Below are 16004 nucleotides of genomic sequence, written 5' to 3'. Positions count from 1 at the left end.
CCGACCCACGACCCGAGGAGCGGCGACGGTGACCGACCACGTGACGCAGGCGTACCTGGACGACGAGAGCCTGCACGGGGTGATGGGCCGGCTCGACCTGCCGCCGCACCTGCGCGCCGCCTACGCGCACCGGCTGGTCGACCGGCCGTTCTTCCTGGAGGAGTACACCGCGCACCGCGTCGCGGCGGACGTGATGGATTTCTTCGAGCTCCTCTTCTCCTTGCCGCGCAAGGTGTTCGACGGCAGCTTCACCCGGTTCGCGGACGCCCTGGGCATCCCGCCCGAGGAAGCCGCGATCATGGGCTCCGACCGCCCGCCGATGCACGGTCGCGCGGACATCCACCGGGTCGGCGACGGGTTCCGGCTGCTGGGGATCAACGCGGGCACGCAGGTCGACGGCCCGGACCTCGGCGAACTGGCCCGCGTCATCCACGAGGACCCCGGTTTCCAGCCGTTCGTGCGCGAGCACGAGCTGGCCTGCTACAACCCGATCGAGAAGCTGCTCGACGCCGTCGGTCGCGACCGCACCGTTGCGTTCCTCGCGGAGGGCGGGATGCCCCTGGGTTTCGCGAGCTTCAAGGAGACGTGCGCCCGGCTGGGCGTCGACGTGCTGCTCGGCGAGCTGCACGAGGTGACCGAGCGCAACGGCTTCCTGCACCTGCGCGGCACGAAGCTGGACGTGGTGGTGCGGTACTTCTCCGCCGCGCAAGCCGTGGGTCACGCGGACGTCCTGGCCAAGGGCCACAAGACCGAGCTCCACACGCCGTTGTCGAGTTGCTACTACGGCAGCAGGTCGACCCTCGCCCTGTTGTCCGAGCACCGCGAGGTGCTGACCGACGACGACAAGGCGCTGGTGGACCGGCTGGTGCCGTGGACGCGTCACGTGCGGGACGTGCCGCGCGACCGGCTGCGCGCGGACCGGGAGAAGCTGACCGTCAAGGCGGTGGGCGTGCACCCCGGCTGGCTCATGACCGACAGGGAATGGGTCGAGCTGCTGGACGACCTGGCCGGACAGCCTTGCGTCGTGCAGGAACGCGTGCGGCCGACGCCCGACGTCGTGCCCGGCGACGACCGGCCGTGGCTGACGACGTGGGGTTGGTTCGTGACCGACCAGGGCTTCGCGGGCATGGGCGTTCGGACTGCGCCGTTCGCCGACGGCGGCGTGGTCGGCCACGCGGGCGACCCGTCGACCAAGGTGTCCGGCCTGCTCGTGTACTGACCGGGGTGGTCCGACCGCGTTGAGTCATTCCCCGCGGTTCCCCGCCGAAAACGGGTTAAGGTCCCGCGAAAGGGGGGTACATGGGGGAGTTCTTCGCGGCGTCGCTGGGATTCCCGGTCGCCCCGCTCAGCGTCCTGCTGGTGATCGTGGTGGCCTTCTGGCTGCTGGTCGCCTTCGGCGCGGCGGACGCGGACTGGGTCGAGCTCGACGTCGGTGGCGTGCCGGCGACCCTCGGCGTCTCCCTGCTGATCGCGGTGTCCTGGTTCGCTTGCCTGTCGGGCGTCGTCGTCCTCGAACCGGCTTCGGTGCTCGCGGGCACCGGCGTGCTCGGCGGGTCGCTCGCCGTCGGCCTGGTGCTGACGCGGCTGGCGATGACGCCGTTGAAGCGGCTGTTCCCGGCCGACCCGCCCGCCTCGCGCCTGGACTTCATCGGCCGCACCTGCGTCATCCGCACGGGCCGCGTCACGCAGACCTTCGGTCAGGCGGAAGTCACCGCCGCGGACGGCTCGTCGGCCGTCGTGCAGGTGCGCCAACCGGGCACGGACGCGCTCACCGCGGGCACCACCGCACTCATCTTCGACTACGACGTGGACGGCGAGTTCTTCTGGGTCGCGTCCCTCGAAATCGGACACGACCCGACTCTCACACGGGGGGACCACTGATGGACGTCATCACCACCGGCTTCGGCATTCTCGTCGCCGTCGTCCTGGTCGTCGTCATCGGCCTGCTGATCCTGATCAGCCGCCTGTTCCGCAAGATCGACCAGGGCAAGGCGCTGATCATCTCCAAGGTGCGCAAGGTGGACGTCACGTTCACCGGCGCCGTGGTGCTGCCGGTGCTGCACCGCGCGGAGATCATGGACATCTCGGTGAAGACCATCGAGATCCGCCGCGCCGGCCAGGAAGGCCTGATCTGCCAGGACAACATCCGCGCCGACATCCGGATCACGTTCTTCGTGCGGGTCAACAAGACCGTCGAGGACGTCATCAAGGTCGCCCAGGCCATCGGCACCGCGCGGGCGAGCGACGAGCAGACGCTCCAGGAGCTGTTCAACGCCAAGTTCTCCGAGGCGTTGAAGACGGTCGGCAAGCAGCTCGACTTCATCGACCTCTACACCAAGCGCGACGAGTTCCGCGACCGGATCATCCAGGTCATCGGCACCGACCTCAACGGCTACAGCCTCGAGGACGCGGCGATCGACTACCTCGAGCAGACGCCGATGGCGCAGCTCAACCCGTCGAACATCCTCGACGCGCAGGGCATCCGCAAGATCACCGAGCTGACCGCGATCGAGCACGTCCGGACGAACGAGTTCACCCGGCACGAGGAGAAGGAGATCACGCGCCAGAACGTCGAGGCGCGCGAGGCGATCCTGGAGCTGGAGCGCCGCCAGGCGGACGCGGAGATCAAGCAGAAGCGCGAGGTCGAGACGATGCGGGCCCGCGAGGAGGCGGAGATCGCCAAGGTGCAGGCCGAGGAACGCCTCAAGTCGAACACCGCGCACATCCGCACGGACGAGCAGCTGGGCATCCAGAGCGAGAACAAGGCGCGCGAGATCGCGGTGGCGGAGAAGAACCGCGAACGCGTGATCGCGATCGAGACCGAGCGCATCGAGAAGGACCGGATGCTGGAGGTCATCGGCCGGGAGCGGGAGACCGAGCTGTCCCGCATCGCCGCGGACAAGGAGCTGGAGGCCGAGAAGCGGTCCATCGCCGAGGTGGTGCGCGAGCGCATCGCGGTGGAGAAGACCGTGGCCGAGCAGGAGGAGATCATCAAGCGGCTGCGCGTGGTCGAGGAGGCCGAGCGGCACCGCCAGACCGTGGTGATCAGGGCCGAGGCCGAGGCGCAGGAAGGCCTGGTCAAGGACATCAAGGCGGCCGAGGCCGCGGAGCAGGCCGCGAAGTTCAAGGCACGCGAGGAACTGCTGCTCGCCGAGACGCGGCAGCAGGCCGCCGAGCTGGACACCCGCGCCATGATCCGGCTCGCCGAGGGCAAGCAGGCGGAGGCGGCGGCGGCCGGTCTCGCCGACGTGCAGGTGCGCGAGCGCGACGCGGAGGCGATCGAGAAGGTCGGCCGCGCCGAGGCCGTGGTGGAGAAGGAGAAGGCGCTCGTCGAGGCGCTCGCGATCCGCGAGAAGCTGAAGGGCGAGGCCGAGGGCCTGGCCGACAAGGCGGGCGCTATGGCCGCGCTGGACGACGCCACCCGCGAGCACGAGGAGTACCGGCTGCGGCTGGAGGCCGACAAGGAGGTCCGGCTGGCCGGGCTCGGCGTGCAGCGGCAGGTGGCCGAGTCGCAGGCGCTGGTGCTCGCCGCGGGCCTGGAGAAGGCCGACATCGACATCGTCGGCGGCGACAGCGTGTTCTTCGACCGGATCGTCGGCGCCATCACGATGGGCAAGCAGGTCGACGGGTTCGTCGGGCACTCCGAGGTCGCGCAGACCCTCGCCGGGCCGTGGCTGAACGGGTCGGCGAGCTTCACCGACGACATCGGCAGGCTGCTCGGCTCGATCAGCACCGGTGACGTGAAGAACCTGACGGTGTCCGCCCTGCTGCTCAAGCTGATCAACTCCGGTGGGCCGGACGAGGGCAAGCTGCGCGAGCTGCTGGCCGCCGCGCAGCGCCTCGGCGTGGCCGAGCGGCCGGTCGCCTCGCTGTCGTGACGGCGCCAGTGGAGGCGGCGCCCGCGGCGACGTTGGAAGCGGGCACCTACGAGGTGCTGCGGGCCCGGCTGGCCGAGCAGGCCGCCGGGCTCGCCCGCCGGGCGGAAGCGCTCAACGCGCGCCGGCTGGAGGCGTTCGGCAGTGCCGAGCTGACGTTGCTGGGCACCGAGCGCATCCGCACCGAGCACAACTGCGTGCCGCGTGACGTGGTGCAGGTCGCCGGGCTCATGCTGTTCGGCTACAACGTCTTCATCGGCCTCAAGCCGGAGACGACGGTCGACGACGTGTTCTCGCTGCACCGCTTCACCCGCGACGGCGACGCGTTCCGGTTCGAGGACGCCACCTCCGGCGATCCGGCCGACGACGAGCTGCCCGGCCTGCTGCGCGACCCGCAGTTCGAGCGCGACTTCGCCGAGCTGTACCGGTACTACCGCGACACCAGGCTGATCCAGCTGCGCCGGGTCGAGGGCCGGTTGCTGGCGGTGTTCCAGACCGGCGCCCGCATCGGCGACATCCGGGTGCTGCGCTGGCAGGTCGACGTGGACGGCACGGTGAAGTACCTGGACAACCGGGGCGAGCGCGACCACGTGTTCCCGCCCTCGCACGACTTCGAGTGGGTCGTGACCGGCCGCGAGCACCACGTGCTCGGCCGGCACCCGCACATCTCGATCGAGGACGAGGTGTTCGTCGAGACCATCGGCGGCGACCTCACGATCAAGGTGGAGAACAACACCGAGACCGGCGAGGGCGTCTACACCGAGCCGGTGGACGAGCCGCTGCAGTCGCTGGCCGACGGCGAGGTGCAGTACGCGCGGGTCGGCTCGCTGATCCTGCTGCGCATCCGCCCGTACAACGAGACCGCGTGGCGGCACCTGGTGTTCAACACGCGCACCCGGTCCGTGGTGCGGCTCGACGGCATCGGCCAGGCGTGCCAGCGGCTGCCCGAGGACCAGGGCCTGATCTTCCCCGGCGGCTACTACCTGGCCACGGGCGTGAACAAGACCTTCGACACCCCGGTGGACGAGCTGGAGTTCGAGCGGGTCATCCGCTCCACCAACGGCGAGGACGTGCTGTACGTCTTCCACGCCCGCCGCGACGGCCGGTCGCTGCTGCTGCCGTACAACGTGATCCGCAAGGAAGTGGCGAACCCGCTGTCGTGCCACGGGTACTCGCTGTTCGACGACGGCACGCTGGTCGTCTTCCGCGCGATGAGCGACGAGCCGACCCGCGTGCACCCGATGCAGGTGTGGCAGACGCCGTACCTGTCCGACGCCTACGCCGCCGCGCAGCCCGTCGGCACGGGACCGCTGGAGCGGGTCGGGAACGCCGACCTGGTGCGCGGCATCTCCGACTGCCTGTCGGTGAGCCGGATGGTCGGCGAGATGGCGCCGTCCGTGCCGGTGTTCGAGGACCTGATCTCCTCGTGCACCAGGGTGTTCGACGCCTACCACTGGCTCGGCGAGCCGGAGCTGGAAGACCTGCGCACGCCGTTGACGCAGGTCCGGGCGACGGCCGAGCAGGTGCTGGACGAGTTCGAGACCGTGCAGGCGCTGACCGACCAGGCGGCGACGGCGGTGGCCGAGGCGGACGCGCGGATCGCCTCGATCCTCCGCCGGGTGCGCGGAGAGGTGCCGACGACCGCCGACGCGTGGGTGCGGCAGCTGGCCGACCTTCGGCAGGCGCAGGGGCACCTGGTGACGTTGAAGGAGATGCGGTACGCCGACGTGGCGCGCATCGACGCCCTGGTGGCGTCGCTGGACGACGAGCTGGGCGGCACGGCGCGGCGCGCGGTCGAGCACCTGCGGCGTGACGACGCGCTCGCGGGCTACCACGAGCAGGTCGAGGCGCTGGTCGGCGCGGCGGACGCGATCGGCACGGTCGCCGAGGCCGAGCCGGTGGTCGAGGAGCTGGCGCAGCGGCAGCGCGGCCTGGAGGTGCTGACCGAGGTCGTCGGCTCGCTCGACATCGCCGACGCCACCGTGCGCACGTCGATCCTGGAGCGCATCGGCGAGGTGCTCGGCGGGCTGAACCGGGCACGGGCCACTGTGGACGGTCGCAGGCGTGCCCTGCTGGCCACCGAGGGCCGGGCCGAGTTCGCCGCCGAGTTCGCGCTGCTCGGCCAGGCGATCACCGGCGCGCTGGCGGTGGCGGACACGCCGCAGCGGTGCGACGAGCAGTTGGGTCGGCTGCTGCTGCAGCTGGAGAACCTGGAGTCGCGGTTCGGCGAGTTCGACGACTTCCTGACCCGGCTCGGCGACAAGCGGACCGACGTCTACGAGGCGTTCTCGTCGCGCAAGCAGGCGTTGCTGGACGACCGGGCCCGGCGCGCCGACCGGCTCGCGTCCTCCGCCGACCGGATCCTCGTCAGCGTGACGAGGCGGGTCGCGTCGCTGGCGTCGCTGGACGAGGTCAACACGTACTTCGCGTCCGACCCGATGGTGGCGAAGATCCGCTCGGTGGCCGAGGAGCTGCGGACGCTCGGCGACCAGGTGCGGGCCGAGGAGCTGGACGGCCGGGTGCTGGCCGCGCGGCAGGAGGCGGGCCGCTCGCTGCGCGACCGGCTGGACCTGTTCGACGGCGAGACGATCCGGCTCGGCAGGCACCGGTTCGCGGTGAACACCCAGCCCGTCGACCTGACGCTGGTGCCGAAGGACGGCGAGCTCGCGTTCGCCATCACCGGCACCGACTTCCGCTCGCCCGTGCGCGACCCCGCGTTCGCGGACACCAGGCCGTTCTGGGACCAGTTGCTGGTGTCGGAGACGGCCGAGGTGTACCGGGCCGAGCACCTGGCCACGTCGATCCTGGCCACGCACCCGTTGGACGGGCTGCACGCCGCCGTCACCGAGGACCGGTTGCCGGACCTGGTGCGGCAGGTGGCCGAGTCGCGGCTGGACGAGGGCTACGAGCGCGGCGTGCACGACCACGACGCGGCACGGATCCTCGACGTGGTGCTGCGGCTGCACGCGGGCGCGGGTGTGCTGCGGTACCCGCCGTCCGCGCGTGCGGCGGCGCAGCTGTTCTGGGCTTCGGCGGACGAGGCCGACCGGGCCCTGATCGAGCGGCGGGCGGCGTCGCTGGGTCGGGCGCGGGAGGCGTTCGGGCACACGGCGGCGATCGACGAGCTGTGCGCCGAGCTGTCCGGGGCGGCCGGTGACCCGTTGGCCGGCGAGTACCTGTTCGAGGAGCTGTGCAGCGCGCCGTTCGGGTTCGCGACGAGCGCAGGAGCGCGCGCTCTGGTGGACGCGTTCCACCGGGCGTTGGGCGGGCGCAAGGAGTTCGACGAGGACCTGCGGGCGTTCAGCGACCTGGACGTGCGGCGGCGTTTGGTGGAGGGCTGGTACGAGGCGTTCCTGGGCGGCAGAGCCGACCCCGACCTGCCGGAAGCGGTGGCGCTGGAGCTGTGCCGGGACCTGCCGCGGCACGAGTCGTCGGCGCAGCTGACGGCCACCGCGGACGGCCTGCTCGGCACGCACCCGCGGATCGCCGACCGCGAGCTGGAGATCCGGCTGGACGAGCTGCTGACCCGCACGCGCCGGTTCCGCGAGGAACGCGTGCCCGCCTACCGGGCCTACCAGCGTCGGCGCAACGAGGTCGTGGCCGCCGAGCGCGCGCGCCTGCGCCTGGACGAGTTCCAGCCGAAGGTGATGAGCGCGTTCGTGCGCAACCGGCTGCTCGACGAGGTGTACCTGCCCCTGATCGGCGACAACCTCGCCAAGCAGCTCGGCGCGGCGGGCGACTCGAAGCGCACCGACCAGATGGGCCTGCTGCTGCTCATCTCACCGCCCGGCTACGGCAAGACCACGTTGATGGAGTACGTGGCCAACCGGCTCGGGCTGGTGTTCGTCAAGGTCAACGGCCCGTCGCTGGGCCACGACGTGACGTCGGTCGACCCGGCGGACGCGCCGAACGCCACCGCGCGGCAGGAGGTCGAGAAGATCTCGTTCGCGCTGGAGGCGGGCAATAACGTGCTGCTGTACCTGGACGACATCCAGCACACGTCGCCGGAGCTGCTGCAGAAGTTCATCTCGCTGTGCGACGCGCAGCGGCGGATGGAAGGCGTGTGGGACGGCGGCACGCGCACCTACGACCTGCGCGGCAAGCGGTTCGCGGTGTGCATGGCGGGCAACCCGTACACCGAGTCGGGGCGGCGGTTCCGGATCCCCGACATGCTCGCCAACCGCGCCGACGTGTGGAACCTGGGCGACGTGCTGTCCGGGCGCGAGGACCTGTTCGCGTTGAGCTACATCGAGAACGCGCTGACGTCGAACCCGGTGCTCGCGCCGCTGTCGACCCGGGACCGGGGCGACGTGGAGCTGCTCGTGCGGATGGCGCGGGGCGAGGACGTGCGGGCCGACCGGCTCGCGCACGCGTACTCGTCGGTCGAGCTGGAGCAGGTGCTGTCCGTGCTGCGCAAGCTGCTGCGCGTGCAGGAGGTCGTGCTGGCGAACAACCAGGCGTACATCGCCTCGGCCGCCCAGTCCGACGCCTCGCGCGTCGAGCCGCCGTTCCAGCTCCAGGGCTCCTACCGGAACATGAACAAGCTGGCGGAGAAGGTCGTGCCGGTGATGAACGACGCCGAGCTGGCCGCCGTGATCGACGACCACTACGCGGGCGAAGCCCAGACGCTGACCTCGGGCGCCGAGGCGAACCTGCTGAAGCTGGCCGAGCTGCGCGGCACGCTGACGCGGGCCCAGGCGGCCCGCTGGTCGGAGGTCAAGGAGTCCTACGTCCGCGCCCAGGCCCTGGGCGGCTCCACCGACGACCCGACCACCCGCACCGTCGGCGCCCTCTCGCTGCTGACGGACCGCGTCGGCACCGCCCTGGACCGCCTGGCCGACCGCTGAACTCACCGCCGCTGAACGTAGGACTCTCGCGAGAGTCCTACGTTCAGAACGCGCGTGTCGTACGTTCAGGTCCCGCGTGTCCTGCGTTCAGGACCCCCGAGTTCAACGCCCAGGTCGGCGCGGACCGTCAGTCGGCACGTTCGCAGGCGATCCCGTCATGGTCCCGGTCGAGGTAGTGGCGGTCCCAGCCGACCACCTCGATGCGCGTGATGCCCTGCTCGTACAGCCACTGGCACGGCCGCGACACACCGCGCGGGAACCGCCACGGCACGCAAGCGCCGTCGGTCACGTACGAGTGGTCGCAGTTGTCGCCCCACGACGGACGCGTGGACGTCGTGCTCGACGGCGGGCTGGACGACGGAGGCGGCTCGGACGTCGTCGTCACGGGGACGGTGCTGACCGTGGTGATCGGCGGCGCGGGCCGCTGCGCGGGCGGCAGGACCACCACGGGAACCGTCGTCGACCGCGCGATCTCCAGCGTGGTCGTGTACGTGGCGCTGAGCACGCCGGGCTCCACCGGGCTCAGGTGCACCTGGCGCGCGTCGACCGGCCGCGGCTCGTTCACCGTGAGCGCCAGCGTCACGAGAGCACCCGTCGCCAGTAACAGCGCCACGCCGGCGAAGGCGACACTCCTGCCACTGCTCATCCCAACACCCGTTCCAGGCTCCGCGGTGTCACGTGGAATCGTCCCCACCGCTGAAGGCGTTACGCCCCAGCCTGTTCCGGCAGGTCGCGAGGGGTGACGGAAACGGCACGCCATGACACGATCGAGTGGTGGACGTCGGGATGCTCGGGCCGGGAACCGTCACCTGGCAGCTGCACGCCGACCCCGCCATGTGGGTCGCCGGCATCACGAGCCTCTACCTCCAGGCGCTGCACCCGCGCGCCGTCGCGGCCGTCGTGCAGAACTCCGCCTTCCAGCAGGACCCGATCGGCCGCCTCCTGCGGACCGCGGACTTCGTCGGCACGGTCAGCTACGGCTCCACCGAAGAGGTCGAACGGGCCGCGGCACGCGTCCGGGGCGTGCACCGCACCCTGCGCGCCAAGGACGCCGCCGGCCGGAGCTTCCGCATCGACGACCCCGAGCTGCTGCTGTGGGTGCACTGCGCCGAGGTGCACAGCTTCCTCACCGTCCTGCGGCGGGCCGGCTACCGCCTCACCGACGCCCAGGCCGACCGCTACTACACCGAGCAACGCCGCACCGCCGCCCTCGTCGGCCTGCACGAGGACGAGGTGCCCGGCAGCGCCGGGGAGATGGCCGAGTACTTCGCCGCCACGCTGCTCGAGCTCAAGCGCACCCCGGACTCCGAAGTGGTGTACCGGTTCCTGCACCGCCCGCCCCTGGACGGCGTGCTGCGCCTCAGCCTGGACGCCTACGAGCCGCTGCTCGGCCACCTCGCGTACTCCGTGCTGCCCCCGTGGGCCGTCGCCCTGCACGGCCACCGCCCGTACCCCGAGCCCGCCGCCACGGCCCTGCTGCGGGCCGTCCGGGCCGCCGCGCTCATGGTGCCCGCACCGATCCGCTGGGGCGTGCCCGAAGGTCACGTGAACAAAGCGATACGGCGGCTTGGCCTGCGTGTTGCGCCGAGGCGAGCGCTCCTCCCGTCCTAGCCGGGAGTAGGCGGACTCACATCGCGGATTGGTCCGTACGGCGTAGTGGCATGGACCACTGCGACTTTTATCGCATCTGGAGGTCCGCTCGGTTTGCTTAGCATGGCCAACGTCCGGCGCGTCGATCCGCGCCGCTCCCCCGAGCACCCCGAGAGGTTCGCACCTCATGCTGTTCCGACGACTGCTGCCCGCGACCGCGCTGGTCGCGGCCCTCTCCCTGATCGCCGCGTGTGGCGGCGCGAGCGACGACACCCTGGCAGGCAAGGCCGACGACGGCGAGCTGACCATCGGCATCCGGTTCGACCAGCCGGGCCTCGGCCAGCGCAGGCTCGACGGCAAGTACGTCGGCTTCGACGTGGACGTCGCCAAGTACGTGGCCGCCCAGCTCGGCGTCGACGAATCCGGCATCACGTGGCGCGAAGCGCGCTCCGCCGACCGCGAGAAGCTGATCGCCGGCGGCGAGGTGGACTTCGTCGTCGCCACCTACTCGATCACGGACAAGCGCAAGGAGCAGGTGTCCTTCGCCGGCCCGTACTTCGAGACCGGCCAGGGCGTGCTCGTCCGCTTCACCGACGACGAGATCAGCGGCCCCGAGACGCTCAACGGCAAGAAGCTGTGCTCGGTCACCGGCTCGACGTCCGCGCAGAAGGTGAAGGAGCAGTTCGCCCAGGACGTGCAGCTGGTCGAGTACGGCCAGTACTCCGACTGCGTCGTCGCCCTGCTCGCGGCCAACGTCGACGCGGTCACCACCGACGAGGTGATCCTCGCCGGGTACGTGGCGGAGAACCCCGAGCTGCTCAAGCTGGTCGGCGCGCCGTTCACCACCGAGCGGTACGGCATCGGCCTGGCCAAGGGCGACACCAAGGGCCGGTCGGACGTCAGCGCCGCCATCGAGAAGATGGTCGGCTCCGGCGAGTGGCGGTCCGCGCTGGAGCGCAACATCGGTCAGGCCGACGTGCAACTGCCGGAACCACCCAAGGTGACGGAGAAGTAGCTGTCCGGTGGACCAATGACTTCGGGGGTGTAGTGCTGGGCGTCACCAACCGATACGCTCAGCCACGCAGGCCGTGGTTTCTGTGTTCGTGTCTCACGCTCGCGGAACGACACGCGGGCGTGCCGTCCCCACCCTGAGCGGTGGGGGAAACGCCCCGGGACGGCCGGGGCTGCACGGTGCAGCCCCAAGCTTTCCTGCGATGGAGGCAGGTACATGGCACTGGGCACTGTCAAGTGGTTCAACTCCGAGAAGGGCTTCGGCTTCATCGCCCAGGAGAACGGCGGGCCGGACGTCTTCGTGCACTACTCGGAAATCCAGGGCCAGGGATTCCGCACCCTGGAGGAGAACCAGCGGGTCGAGTTCGAGATCGGCCAGGGCACCAAGGGTCCGCAGGCCCAGAACGTGCGCAAGGTCTGATCGCGGCAGGTCGTTCCGATTCACCTCTTCCGCACCAACGGCGCAGGCCCCCGACCGGGATGGTCGGGGGCCTGTTCGCGTTCGGGCCCGGCTTCGGGTGCCGGGGCGTTTCGTCGTCGGGCGCGGGTCGCTGCTGGTAGCCGCGCTGGGCTAGTAGCCGCGCTGGCGGGCTTCCCACTCCAGCCGCTGCATGACCCACTCGGTGGCCAGCGCCTGGGGAGACGTCTGCCGCTCGGCGGCCAGTTCCTTCAGCTGCTCGTTCGCCATCAGCTGGAGGCGGAGCTGGTAGACCTGCGCGGTGCCGAAGCTCGTGCCGGCCGTCGTCTCCGGGTCCGTCGTCTCCGGGGCGAGGGCGGCCAGGTACGACTCCAGCTCCTCGTCGGCGGGCACGGCTTCTTCCTGTTCACGCGCGGGCGGGCGATGCCGGCCCGACTTCGACCGTCCAAGGGATCCAAGAGGCACGGCGACACGATAACGGTTGGATTGCGGAACCGGCCACACTGTGGCCTGGGTCACAGATGTGTGCATGGAGAGGCCCCCGCGCCAGGGGGAGGAACGCGGGGGCCGGAGGGGATCTCCACAGGCGCTGACCGGGGGTGTGTCAGCAATTCGGATTGTTGCACGCGCACGTGGGCCTGGGGAGTGGGTTGGGCCGAAATCTTCAGGTAGTCGATGGCTCGAACCCTGTGCTCAGCCCGTTTTCGCCCGTTGGCCGCGCCTGGGGTGCTACCCCTTGGGGGTATCGGACTCGTCCGGTGGCGCTTCGAGGTTGGTGATCTCGCCCTCCAGTCGCTGCACCAGGTCCTCCAGCCCCGCGAGCATCCCGTCGAGCTGGCTCATCTTGTCGCTCATCAGCCGGTCGATGTCCGCCTCGATCGCCGACAGCGACAGGCTGCCGAACAGCTCCTGCGGGTTCGCCGCCGCCGGTTGCGGCTCGTCGGCCCCGGCGGCGCCGGGCTCGCCCGCCGCGGGTCCCGGCTCGTCGGTTTCGGGCTCGCCTGCGGGCGGCGGCGTGGTGATCGCGTCGTCCGTCGCCGCTGGTTCCGGCGTCTGCCCCGGTACCGGTTCGGTCATGGGTTGCACCCTCCTCGTTCGCGTCAAGCACATCACGCGCCGCTTGACACCAAGTGGCCTACACGGAAAGTGACGCTGCGTCGCCCCTGAATCACTCTCCGGGGGGCTGCGGTGGTTCGATGGGCTCGCTTAGCCTCGCGCCAACCTCAAGTCGGGGAGGCGTCATGAGCGGGTCTCTAGAAGTGCGTCAGTTCCTGTGGAACCAGGACGAGACGATGTCCAGGCCGGGCGGCGGTGGGGTGCCTGCCCAGCGAACCGGTGAACCGTCGAGGATCTCGGACGAGCAGGTGCACCGGGCTCGGCTGTCGGTGGCGCGCGGCGCCACCAGTGCCGAGGACTGCCGGTTGCTGCTCGACATGCTCGGGCTGTCACCGGGCGAGGACGGGGGCGTGCCGCCCGTGCAGCGGTAGGACGACGAAGTCGCGGCCCCTTCGGGACTCGTCCGAAGGGGCCCGGCCACGCCCAGATGGTGCCGCGCGCCCGTCGAACGGCGGTGGAATCGCAGGTCAACACCATGTGCCACCCCCGTTTTGGAGGTGTGGACCCTCGTGCCCTATGCTTACGATGCTTCCACCGGACAGCGTGGAGGGCCTGGGAAAGAAGGTGGCCCAAGGGCTGCCGGAGGAACTGGGTCCCCATCGTCTAGCGGCCTAGGACCCCGCCCTTTCAAGGCGGTAGCGCGGGTTCGAATCCCGTTGGGGGCACGCAGTACAAGTGCAGTACAGTGACGATCGGCAAGATGAAGTAGTGCGCAAGGCCCAGTGGCGCAGTTGGTTAGCGCGTCGCCCTGTCACGGCGAAGGTCGCGGGTTCGAGTCCCGTCTGGGTCGCAAGGCAGTTCGGCCGGTTGGTCGATCCGCTACCTGGCCAGGTAGCTCAGTTGGTACGAGCGACCGCCTGAAAAGCGGTAGGTCGGCGGTTCGACCCCGCCCCTGGCCACCAGAACGTCAGAGAAAAGCCCCTCCGCTCACCGCGAGGGGCTTTTCTCATTTTCCGGCGGTGAATCGGATGACCGCCAGTGCCTGATCGTCGTGCACTTTCGGCCGGGGCCACTTCGTGCGATCCGCGTCACCCTCTTCGGCCGCGCGGATCTCGTCCAGCACGGTTTCCGGGCCCTTTTCCGACGTGATGCGCAACACGGTCCGCCAGTCCGCGAACAAGCCGTAGTCGTCCACGCCGCAGGACACGCCGTCGGTCGCCATCAGCACCGCGCGGACCCGGTCACGGGGCCAGCTCGCCCGCACGGCTTCGTGCGCGGAGGCCGGGTCCGCCTCGGCCACCCACCAGCCGTGCTCGCGGTTGCGCCAGTCGGTGATCCGGTCGACCCGGCCGCGCAGGTCGCGCAGCCGGTTGTCGGCGACGACCTCGACACCGGTGTCGGTGAACACCACGACCGGGCTGTCCGCGAGCACCAGGACGTCCACGGTGGTGTCGGTCCAGCGCGTGATCGCGACCGTGCTGGACGGTGAGTCCCCCGGCGTGAGGTCGTGTGCGGAGGCCAGCCGTGCGATGGCGCGGGCGAGCTGGTCGGCCAGGTCGTGGTCACCGGCGAGGTGGGTCAGCTCGGCGGCCAGGTGGCGGGAGTGCCAGCCGCCGTCGCGTTCACGAGGGGTCGGCGAGGTCGCGCCGTCCAGCAGCACCACGGCGTTCGGCAGGAGGACGATCCGGTCCTCGGTCGGGCGCGGCAGGCCGTCACGGCCCACTCCGGCCCGTTCGGCGGTGGTGATCTCCGGCATCGCCACCGAGCCTAGTGTGTCAACCCGGGTTGACAAGCCCGCGTGTGTCAACCAAAGTTGACGGCATGACGGAAGCGACCGAGCTCGCCTCGGCGGCGGGCGACCAAGACCCGAGGGTCGGACTGCGAGCGGTCAGCGCGCTGCGCCGCCTACTGGAAACACTCGAAGCCGTGCAGGTGCGCAACGCCCGCGCCCGCGGCTGGTCCTGGCAGGAGATCGCGGCCGAACTCGGGGTCACCCGACAGGCCGTCCACAAGAAGCACGGGGGACACCGATGATCGGGGAACGGTTCACCAGGGCCGCCCGCCAAGCCGTCCACGACGCCGTGGCGCAGGCCGAACGCCTCGACGCGCCGGAGATCGGGCCCGAGCACCTGGCGCTGGCGCTGCTCGACACGCCGGTCCTGGCCGAGTTCGAGCTGGTGCGCGACGAGGTGGTGGACGCGTTCGCCGCCGCACGCCGCAAGGGCGGGCTCAGCGACGCCGACACCGAGGCGTTGCGGCGGCTCGGCATCGACGTCGACCAGATCGTGGCGTCGGTCGAGCGCAGCCACGGCGAAGGCGCGCTGGCCGGTTCGCCGACCCGTCGCCGGCGGCGGTTCTTCGGCAACCACCTGCCGTTCACGGCGGCGGCCAAGAAGACGTTGGAGCGCAGCCTGGTCGAAGCGCGCGACCTCGGCCACAGCACGCTCCGCCAGGAGCACATGCTGCTGGCGCTGCTGGCGGAGCGCGGGCTGGTGGCCGAGGTGCTGGAAGCGCGTGGCGTGAACTACGTGGAGGTCAGGAAGCGGGTCGCTCGCTCACCCAGGTGACCACCGGGAGGAACAGCTGCGTCAACGGGCCGATGGCGAAGGCGTACAGGACGGTGCCGATGCCGATCGTGCCGCCGAGCAGCCAACCGATGCCGAGCACGACCACCTCGACCACCGTGCGCACCAGGCGCAACGAGATCCCGGTCCGCGCGCAGAAGCCGGTCGTCAGGCCGTCGCGCGGACCGGGGCCGAGGCGGGCGCCGATGTAGGTGGCGGCGGCCAGGCCGTTCAGCACGATGCCGGCGGTGAGGAACAGGATGCGCGGCAGGAGCCCGGTCGGGGTCGGCAGGAGGAACAGCGTGACGTCCACCGCCAGGCCGATGACGATCACGTTGGCGACCGTGCCGACGCCCGGCTTCTGCTTGAGCGGGATCCAGCAGAGCAGGACCACGGCGCCGACGATGGCCGTGATCAGGCCGAAGGACAGTCCGGTGATCTTGGTCAGGCCCTCGTGCAGCACGTCCCACGGGTCGAGGCCGAGGGTGGCGCGGATCTGCAGCGCCATGCTCGCGCCGTAGAGCCACAGCCCCGCCAGCAGTTGGGGGAGGCGGCGAACGGGCGAGACGGCGACCGGGACCTGGGTGAGTGCGGCGAGCATGTGGCCATCTTTCGGGCTGATTGGCCTTGTATTCCAGAGCCA

15 protein-coding genes and 3 tRNA genes are annotated in these 16004 nt (G+C 70.7%); 13 read left to right on the top strand and 5 right to left on the bottom strand.

What is annotated here, in order from left to right:
• Positions 1-28: 28 nt before the first annotated feature.
• From AB0H12_RS40775 to AB0H12_RS40760, 4 genes are all read left to right on the top strand, one after another.
• Positions 29-1219 carry a hypothetical protein gene (locus AB0H12_RS40775; RefSeq protein ID WP_499630700.1) on the top strand — a complete coding sequence of 397 codons (1191 nt, stop codon included), beginning with the start codon at positions 29-31 and terminating at the stop codon, positions 1217-1219.
• Positions 1220-1299: 80 nt separating this feature from the next.
• Positions 1300-1881 (top strand): hypothetical protein, encoded by a 582-nt coding sequence (locus AB0H12_RS40770; RefSeq protein WP_499630697.1) that lies wholly within the window; start codon positions 1300-1302, stop codon positions 1879-1881.
• A complete protein-coding gene (locus AB0H12_RS40765) occupies positions 1881-3878 on the top strand; it encodes a flotillin family protein (protein ID WP_499630694.1) in 1998 nt (665 codons plus the stop codon). Before AB0H12_RS40770 ends, AB0H12_RS40765 begins: the two co-directional genes overlap by 1 nt.
• Complete coding sequence (locus AB0H12_RS40760) at positions 3875-8722, top strand: DNA repair ATPase (protein WP_499630691.1); 4848 nt, start codon at positions 3875-3877, stop codon at positions 8720-8722. The genes AB0H12_RS40765 and AB0H12_RS40760 overlap by 4 nt, the downstream gene beginning before the upstream one ends.
• 127 nt (positions 8723-8849) lie before the next feature.
• On the opposite strand, the gene AB0H12_RS40755 is transcribed toward AB0H12_RS40760, so the two are convergent.
• A complete protein-coding gene (locus AB0H12_RS40755; protein ID WP_499630688.1) occupies positions 8850-9368 on the bottom strand; it encodes an excalibur calcium-binding domain-containing protein in 519 nt (172 codons plus the stop codon).
• A gap of 128 nt (positions 9369-9496) precedes the next feature.
• On the opposite strand from AB0H12_RS40755, the gene AB0H12_RS40750 reads away from it, so the two are divergent.
• The 3 genes from AB0H12_RS40750 (at position 9497) to AB0H12_RS40740 (ending at position 11744) form a co-directional block, all read left to right on the top strand.
• Entirely contained in the window at positions 9497-10333 is an 837-nt protein-coding gene (locus AB0H12_RS40750) for an oxygenase MpaB family protein (RefSeq protein WP_499630686.1), read from the top strand.
• Between the two features lie 166 nt (positions 10334-10499).
• A complete protein-coding gene (locus tag AB0H12_RS40745; RefSeq protein WP_499630683.1) occupies positions 10500-11327 on the top strand; it encodes a glutamate ABC transporter substrate-binding protein in 828 nt (275 codons plus the stop codon).
• 213 nt (positions 11328-11540) lie between these two features.
• The gene (locus tag AB0H12_RS40740; protein ID WP_015105489.1) at positions 11541-11744 is read left to right on the top strand and encodes a cold-shock protein; all 204 of its coding nucleotides are present in this window, start codon (positions 11541-11543) and stop codon (positions 11742-11744) included.
• A gap of 150 nt (positions 11745-11894) precedes the next feature.
• Here AB0H12_RS40740 and AB0H12_RS40735 read toward each other — a convergent pair whose 3' ends face one another.
• Together AB0H12_RS40735 and AB0H12_RS40730 are read right to left on the bottom strand one after the other, a co-directional pair.
• Positions 11895-12134 carry a hypothetical protein gene (locus AB0H12_RS40735; protein WP_230566319.1) on the bottom strand — a complete coding sequence of 80 codons (240 nt, stop codon included), beginning with the start codon at positions 12132-12134 and terminating at the stop codon, positions 11895-11897.
• 336 nt (positions 12135-12470) lie between these two features.
• Entirely contained in the window at positions 12471-12818 is a 348-nt protein-coding gene (locus AB0H12_RS40730; protein ID WP_499630680.1) for a hypothetical protein, read from the bottom strand.
• A gap of 164 nt (positions 12819-12982) precedes the next feature.
• Here AB0H12_RS40730 and AB0H12_RS40725 point away from each other — a divergent pair, with 164 nt between their 5' ends.
• The 4 genes from AB0H12_RS40725 to AB0H12_RS40710 all read left to right on the top strand — a co-directional run bounded on the left by AB0H12_RS40725 (position 12983) and on the right by AB0H12_RS40710 (position 13759).
• Complete coding sequence (locus AB0H12_RS40725; RefSeq protein WP_123745109.1) at positions 12983-13228, top strand: hypothetical protein; 246 nt, start codon at positions 12983-12985, stop codon at positions 13226-13228.
• Positions 13229-13449: 221 nt separating this feature from the next.
• Positions 13450-13522 (top strand) — tRNA-Glu (locus AB0H12_RS40720).
• A 51-nt stretch (positions 13523-13573) separates the two neighbouring features.
• Positions 13574-13647 (top strand) — tRNA-Asp (locus AB0H12_RS40715).
• Positions 13648-13682: 35 nt separating this feature from the next.
• A tRNA-Phe gene (locus AB0H12_RS40710) sits at positions 13683-13759 on the top strand.
• A 44-nt stretch (positions 13760-13803) separates the two neighbouring features.
• Here AB0H12_RS40710 and AB0H12_RS40705 read toward each other — a convergent pair.
• The gene (locus tag AB0H12_RS40705) at positions 13804-14553 is read right to left on the bottom strand and encodes a protein phosphatase 2C domain-containing protein (protein WP_499630786.1); all 750 of its coding nucleotides are present in this window, start codon (positions 14551-14553) and stop codon (positions 13804-13806) included.
• Positions 14554-14618: 65 nt separating this feature from the next.
• Here AB0H12_RS40705 and AB0H12_RS40700 point away from each other — a divergent pair, with 65 nt between their 5' ends.
• A complete protein-coding gene (locus AB0H12_RS40700; RefSeq protein ID WP_106616971.1) occupies positions 14619-14831 on the top strand; it encodes a helix-turn-helix domain-containing protein in 213 nt (70 codons plus the stop codon).
• Positions 14828-15364 (top strand): Clp protease N-terminal domain-containing protein, encoded by a 537-nt coding sequence (locus AB0H12_RS40695; RefSeq protein ID WP_499630677.1) that lies wholly within the window; start codon positions 14828-14830, stop codon positions 15362-15364. Before AB0H12_RS40700 ends, AB0H12_RS40695 begins: the two co-directional genes overlap by 4 nt.
• Here AB0H12_RS40695 and yczE read toward each other — a convergent pair.
• Complete coding sequence (gene yczE, locus AB0H12_RS40690) at positions 15333-15962, bottom strand: membrane protein YczE (RefSeq protein ID WP_499630674.1); 630 nt, start codon at positions 15960-15962, stop codon at positions 15333-15335. The genes AB0H12_RS40695 and yczE overlap by 32 nt on opposite strands.
• Positions 15963-16004 lie beyond the last annotated feature (42 nt).

It is taken from the genome of Actinosynnema sp. NPDC023794 (genome assembly GCF_040639675.1).
GTDB lineage: Bacteria > Actinomycetota > Actinomycetes > Mycobacteriales > Pseudonocardiaceae > Actinosynnema > Actinosynnema luteola.
The sequence above is the reverse complement of the archived record's forward strand: the minus strand, read 5'-3'. Positions and strand labels throughout refer to the sequence as shown.

Coding starts and splice junctions, on each gene's coding strand:
- AB0H12_RS40700 (WP_106616971.1), top strand. CDS start 14,619: ATGACGGAAGCGACCGAGCTCGCCTCGGCGGCGGGCGACCAAGACCCG.
- AB0H12_RS40695 (WP_499630677.1), top strand. CDS start 14,828: ATGATCGGGGAACGGTTCACCAGGGCCGCCCGCCAAGCCGTCCACGAC.
- AB0H12_RS40765 (WP_499630694.1), top strand. CDS start 1,881: ATGGACGTCATCACCACCGGCTTCGGCATTCTCGTCGCCGTCGTCCTG.
- AB0H12_RS40725 (WP_123745109.1), top strand. CDS start 12,983: ATGAGCGGGTCTCTAGAAGTGCGTCAGTTCCTGTGGAACCAGGACGAG.
- yczE (WP_499630674.1), bottom strand. CDS start 15,962: ATGCTCGCCGCACTCACCCAGGTCCCGGTCGCCGTCTCGCCCGTTCGC.
- AB0H12_RS40770 (WP_499630697.1), top strand. CDS start 1,300: ATGGGGGAGTTCTTCGCGGCGTCGCTGGGATTCCCGGTCGCCCCGCTC.
- AB0H12_RS40730 (WP_499630680.1), bottom strand. CDS start 12,818: ATGACCGAACCGGTACCGGGGCAGACGCCGGAACCAGCGGCGACGGAC.
- AB0H12_RS40705 (WP_499630786.1), bottom strand. CDS start 14,553: ATGCCGGAGATCACCACCGCCGAACGGGCCGGAGTGGGCCGTGACGGC.
- AB0H12_RS40745 (WP_499630683.1), top strand. CDS start 10,500: ATGCTGTTCCGACGACTGCTGCCCGCGACCGCGCTGGTCGCGGCCCTC.
- AB0H12_RS40740 (WP_015105489.1), top strand. CDS start 11,541: ATGGCACTGGGCACTGTCAAGTGGTTCAACTCCGAGAAGGGCTTCGGC.
- AB0H12_RS40755 (WP_499630688.1), bottom strand. CDS start 9,368: ATGAGCAGTGGCAGGAGTGTCGCCTTCGCCGGCGTGGCGCTGTTACTG.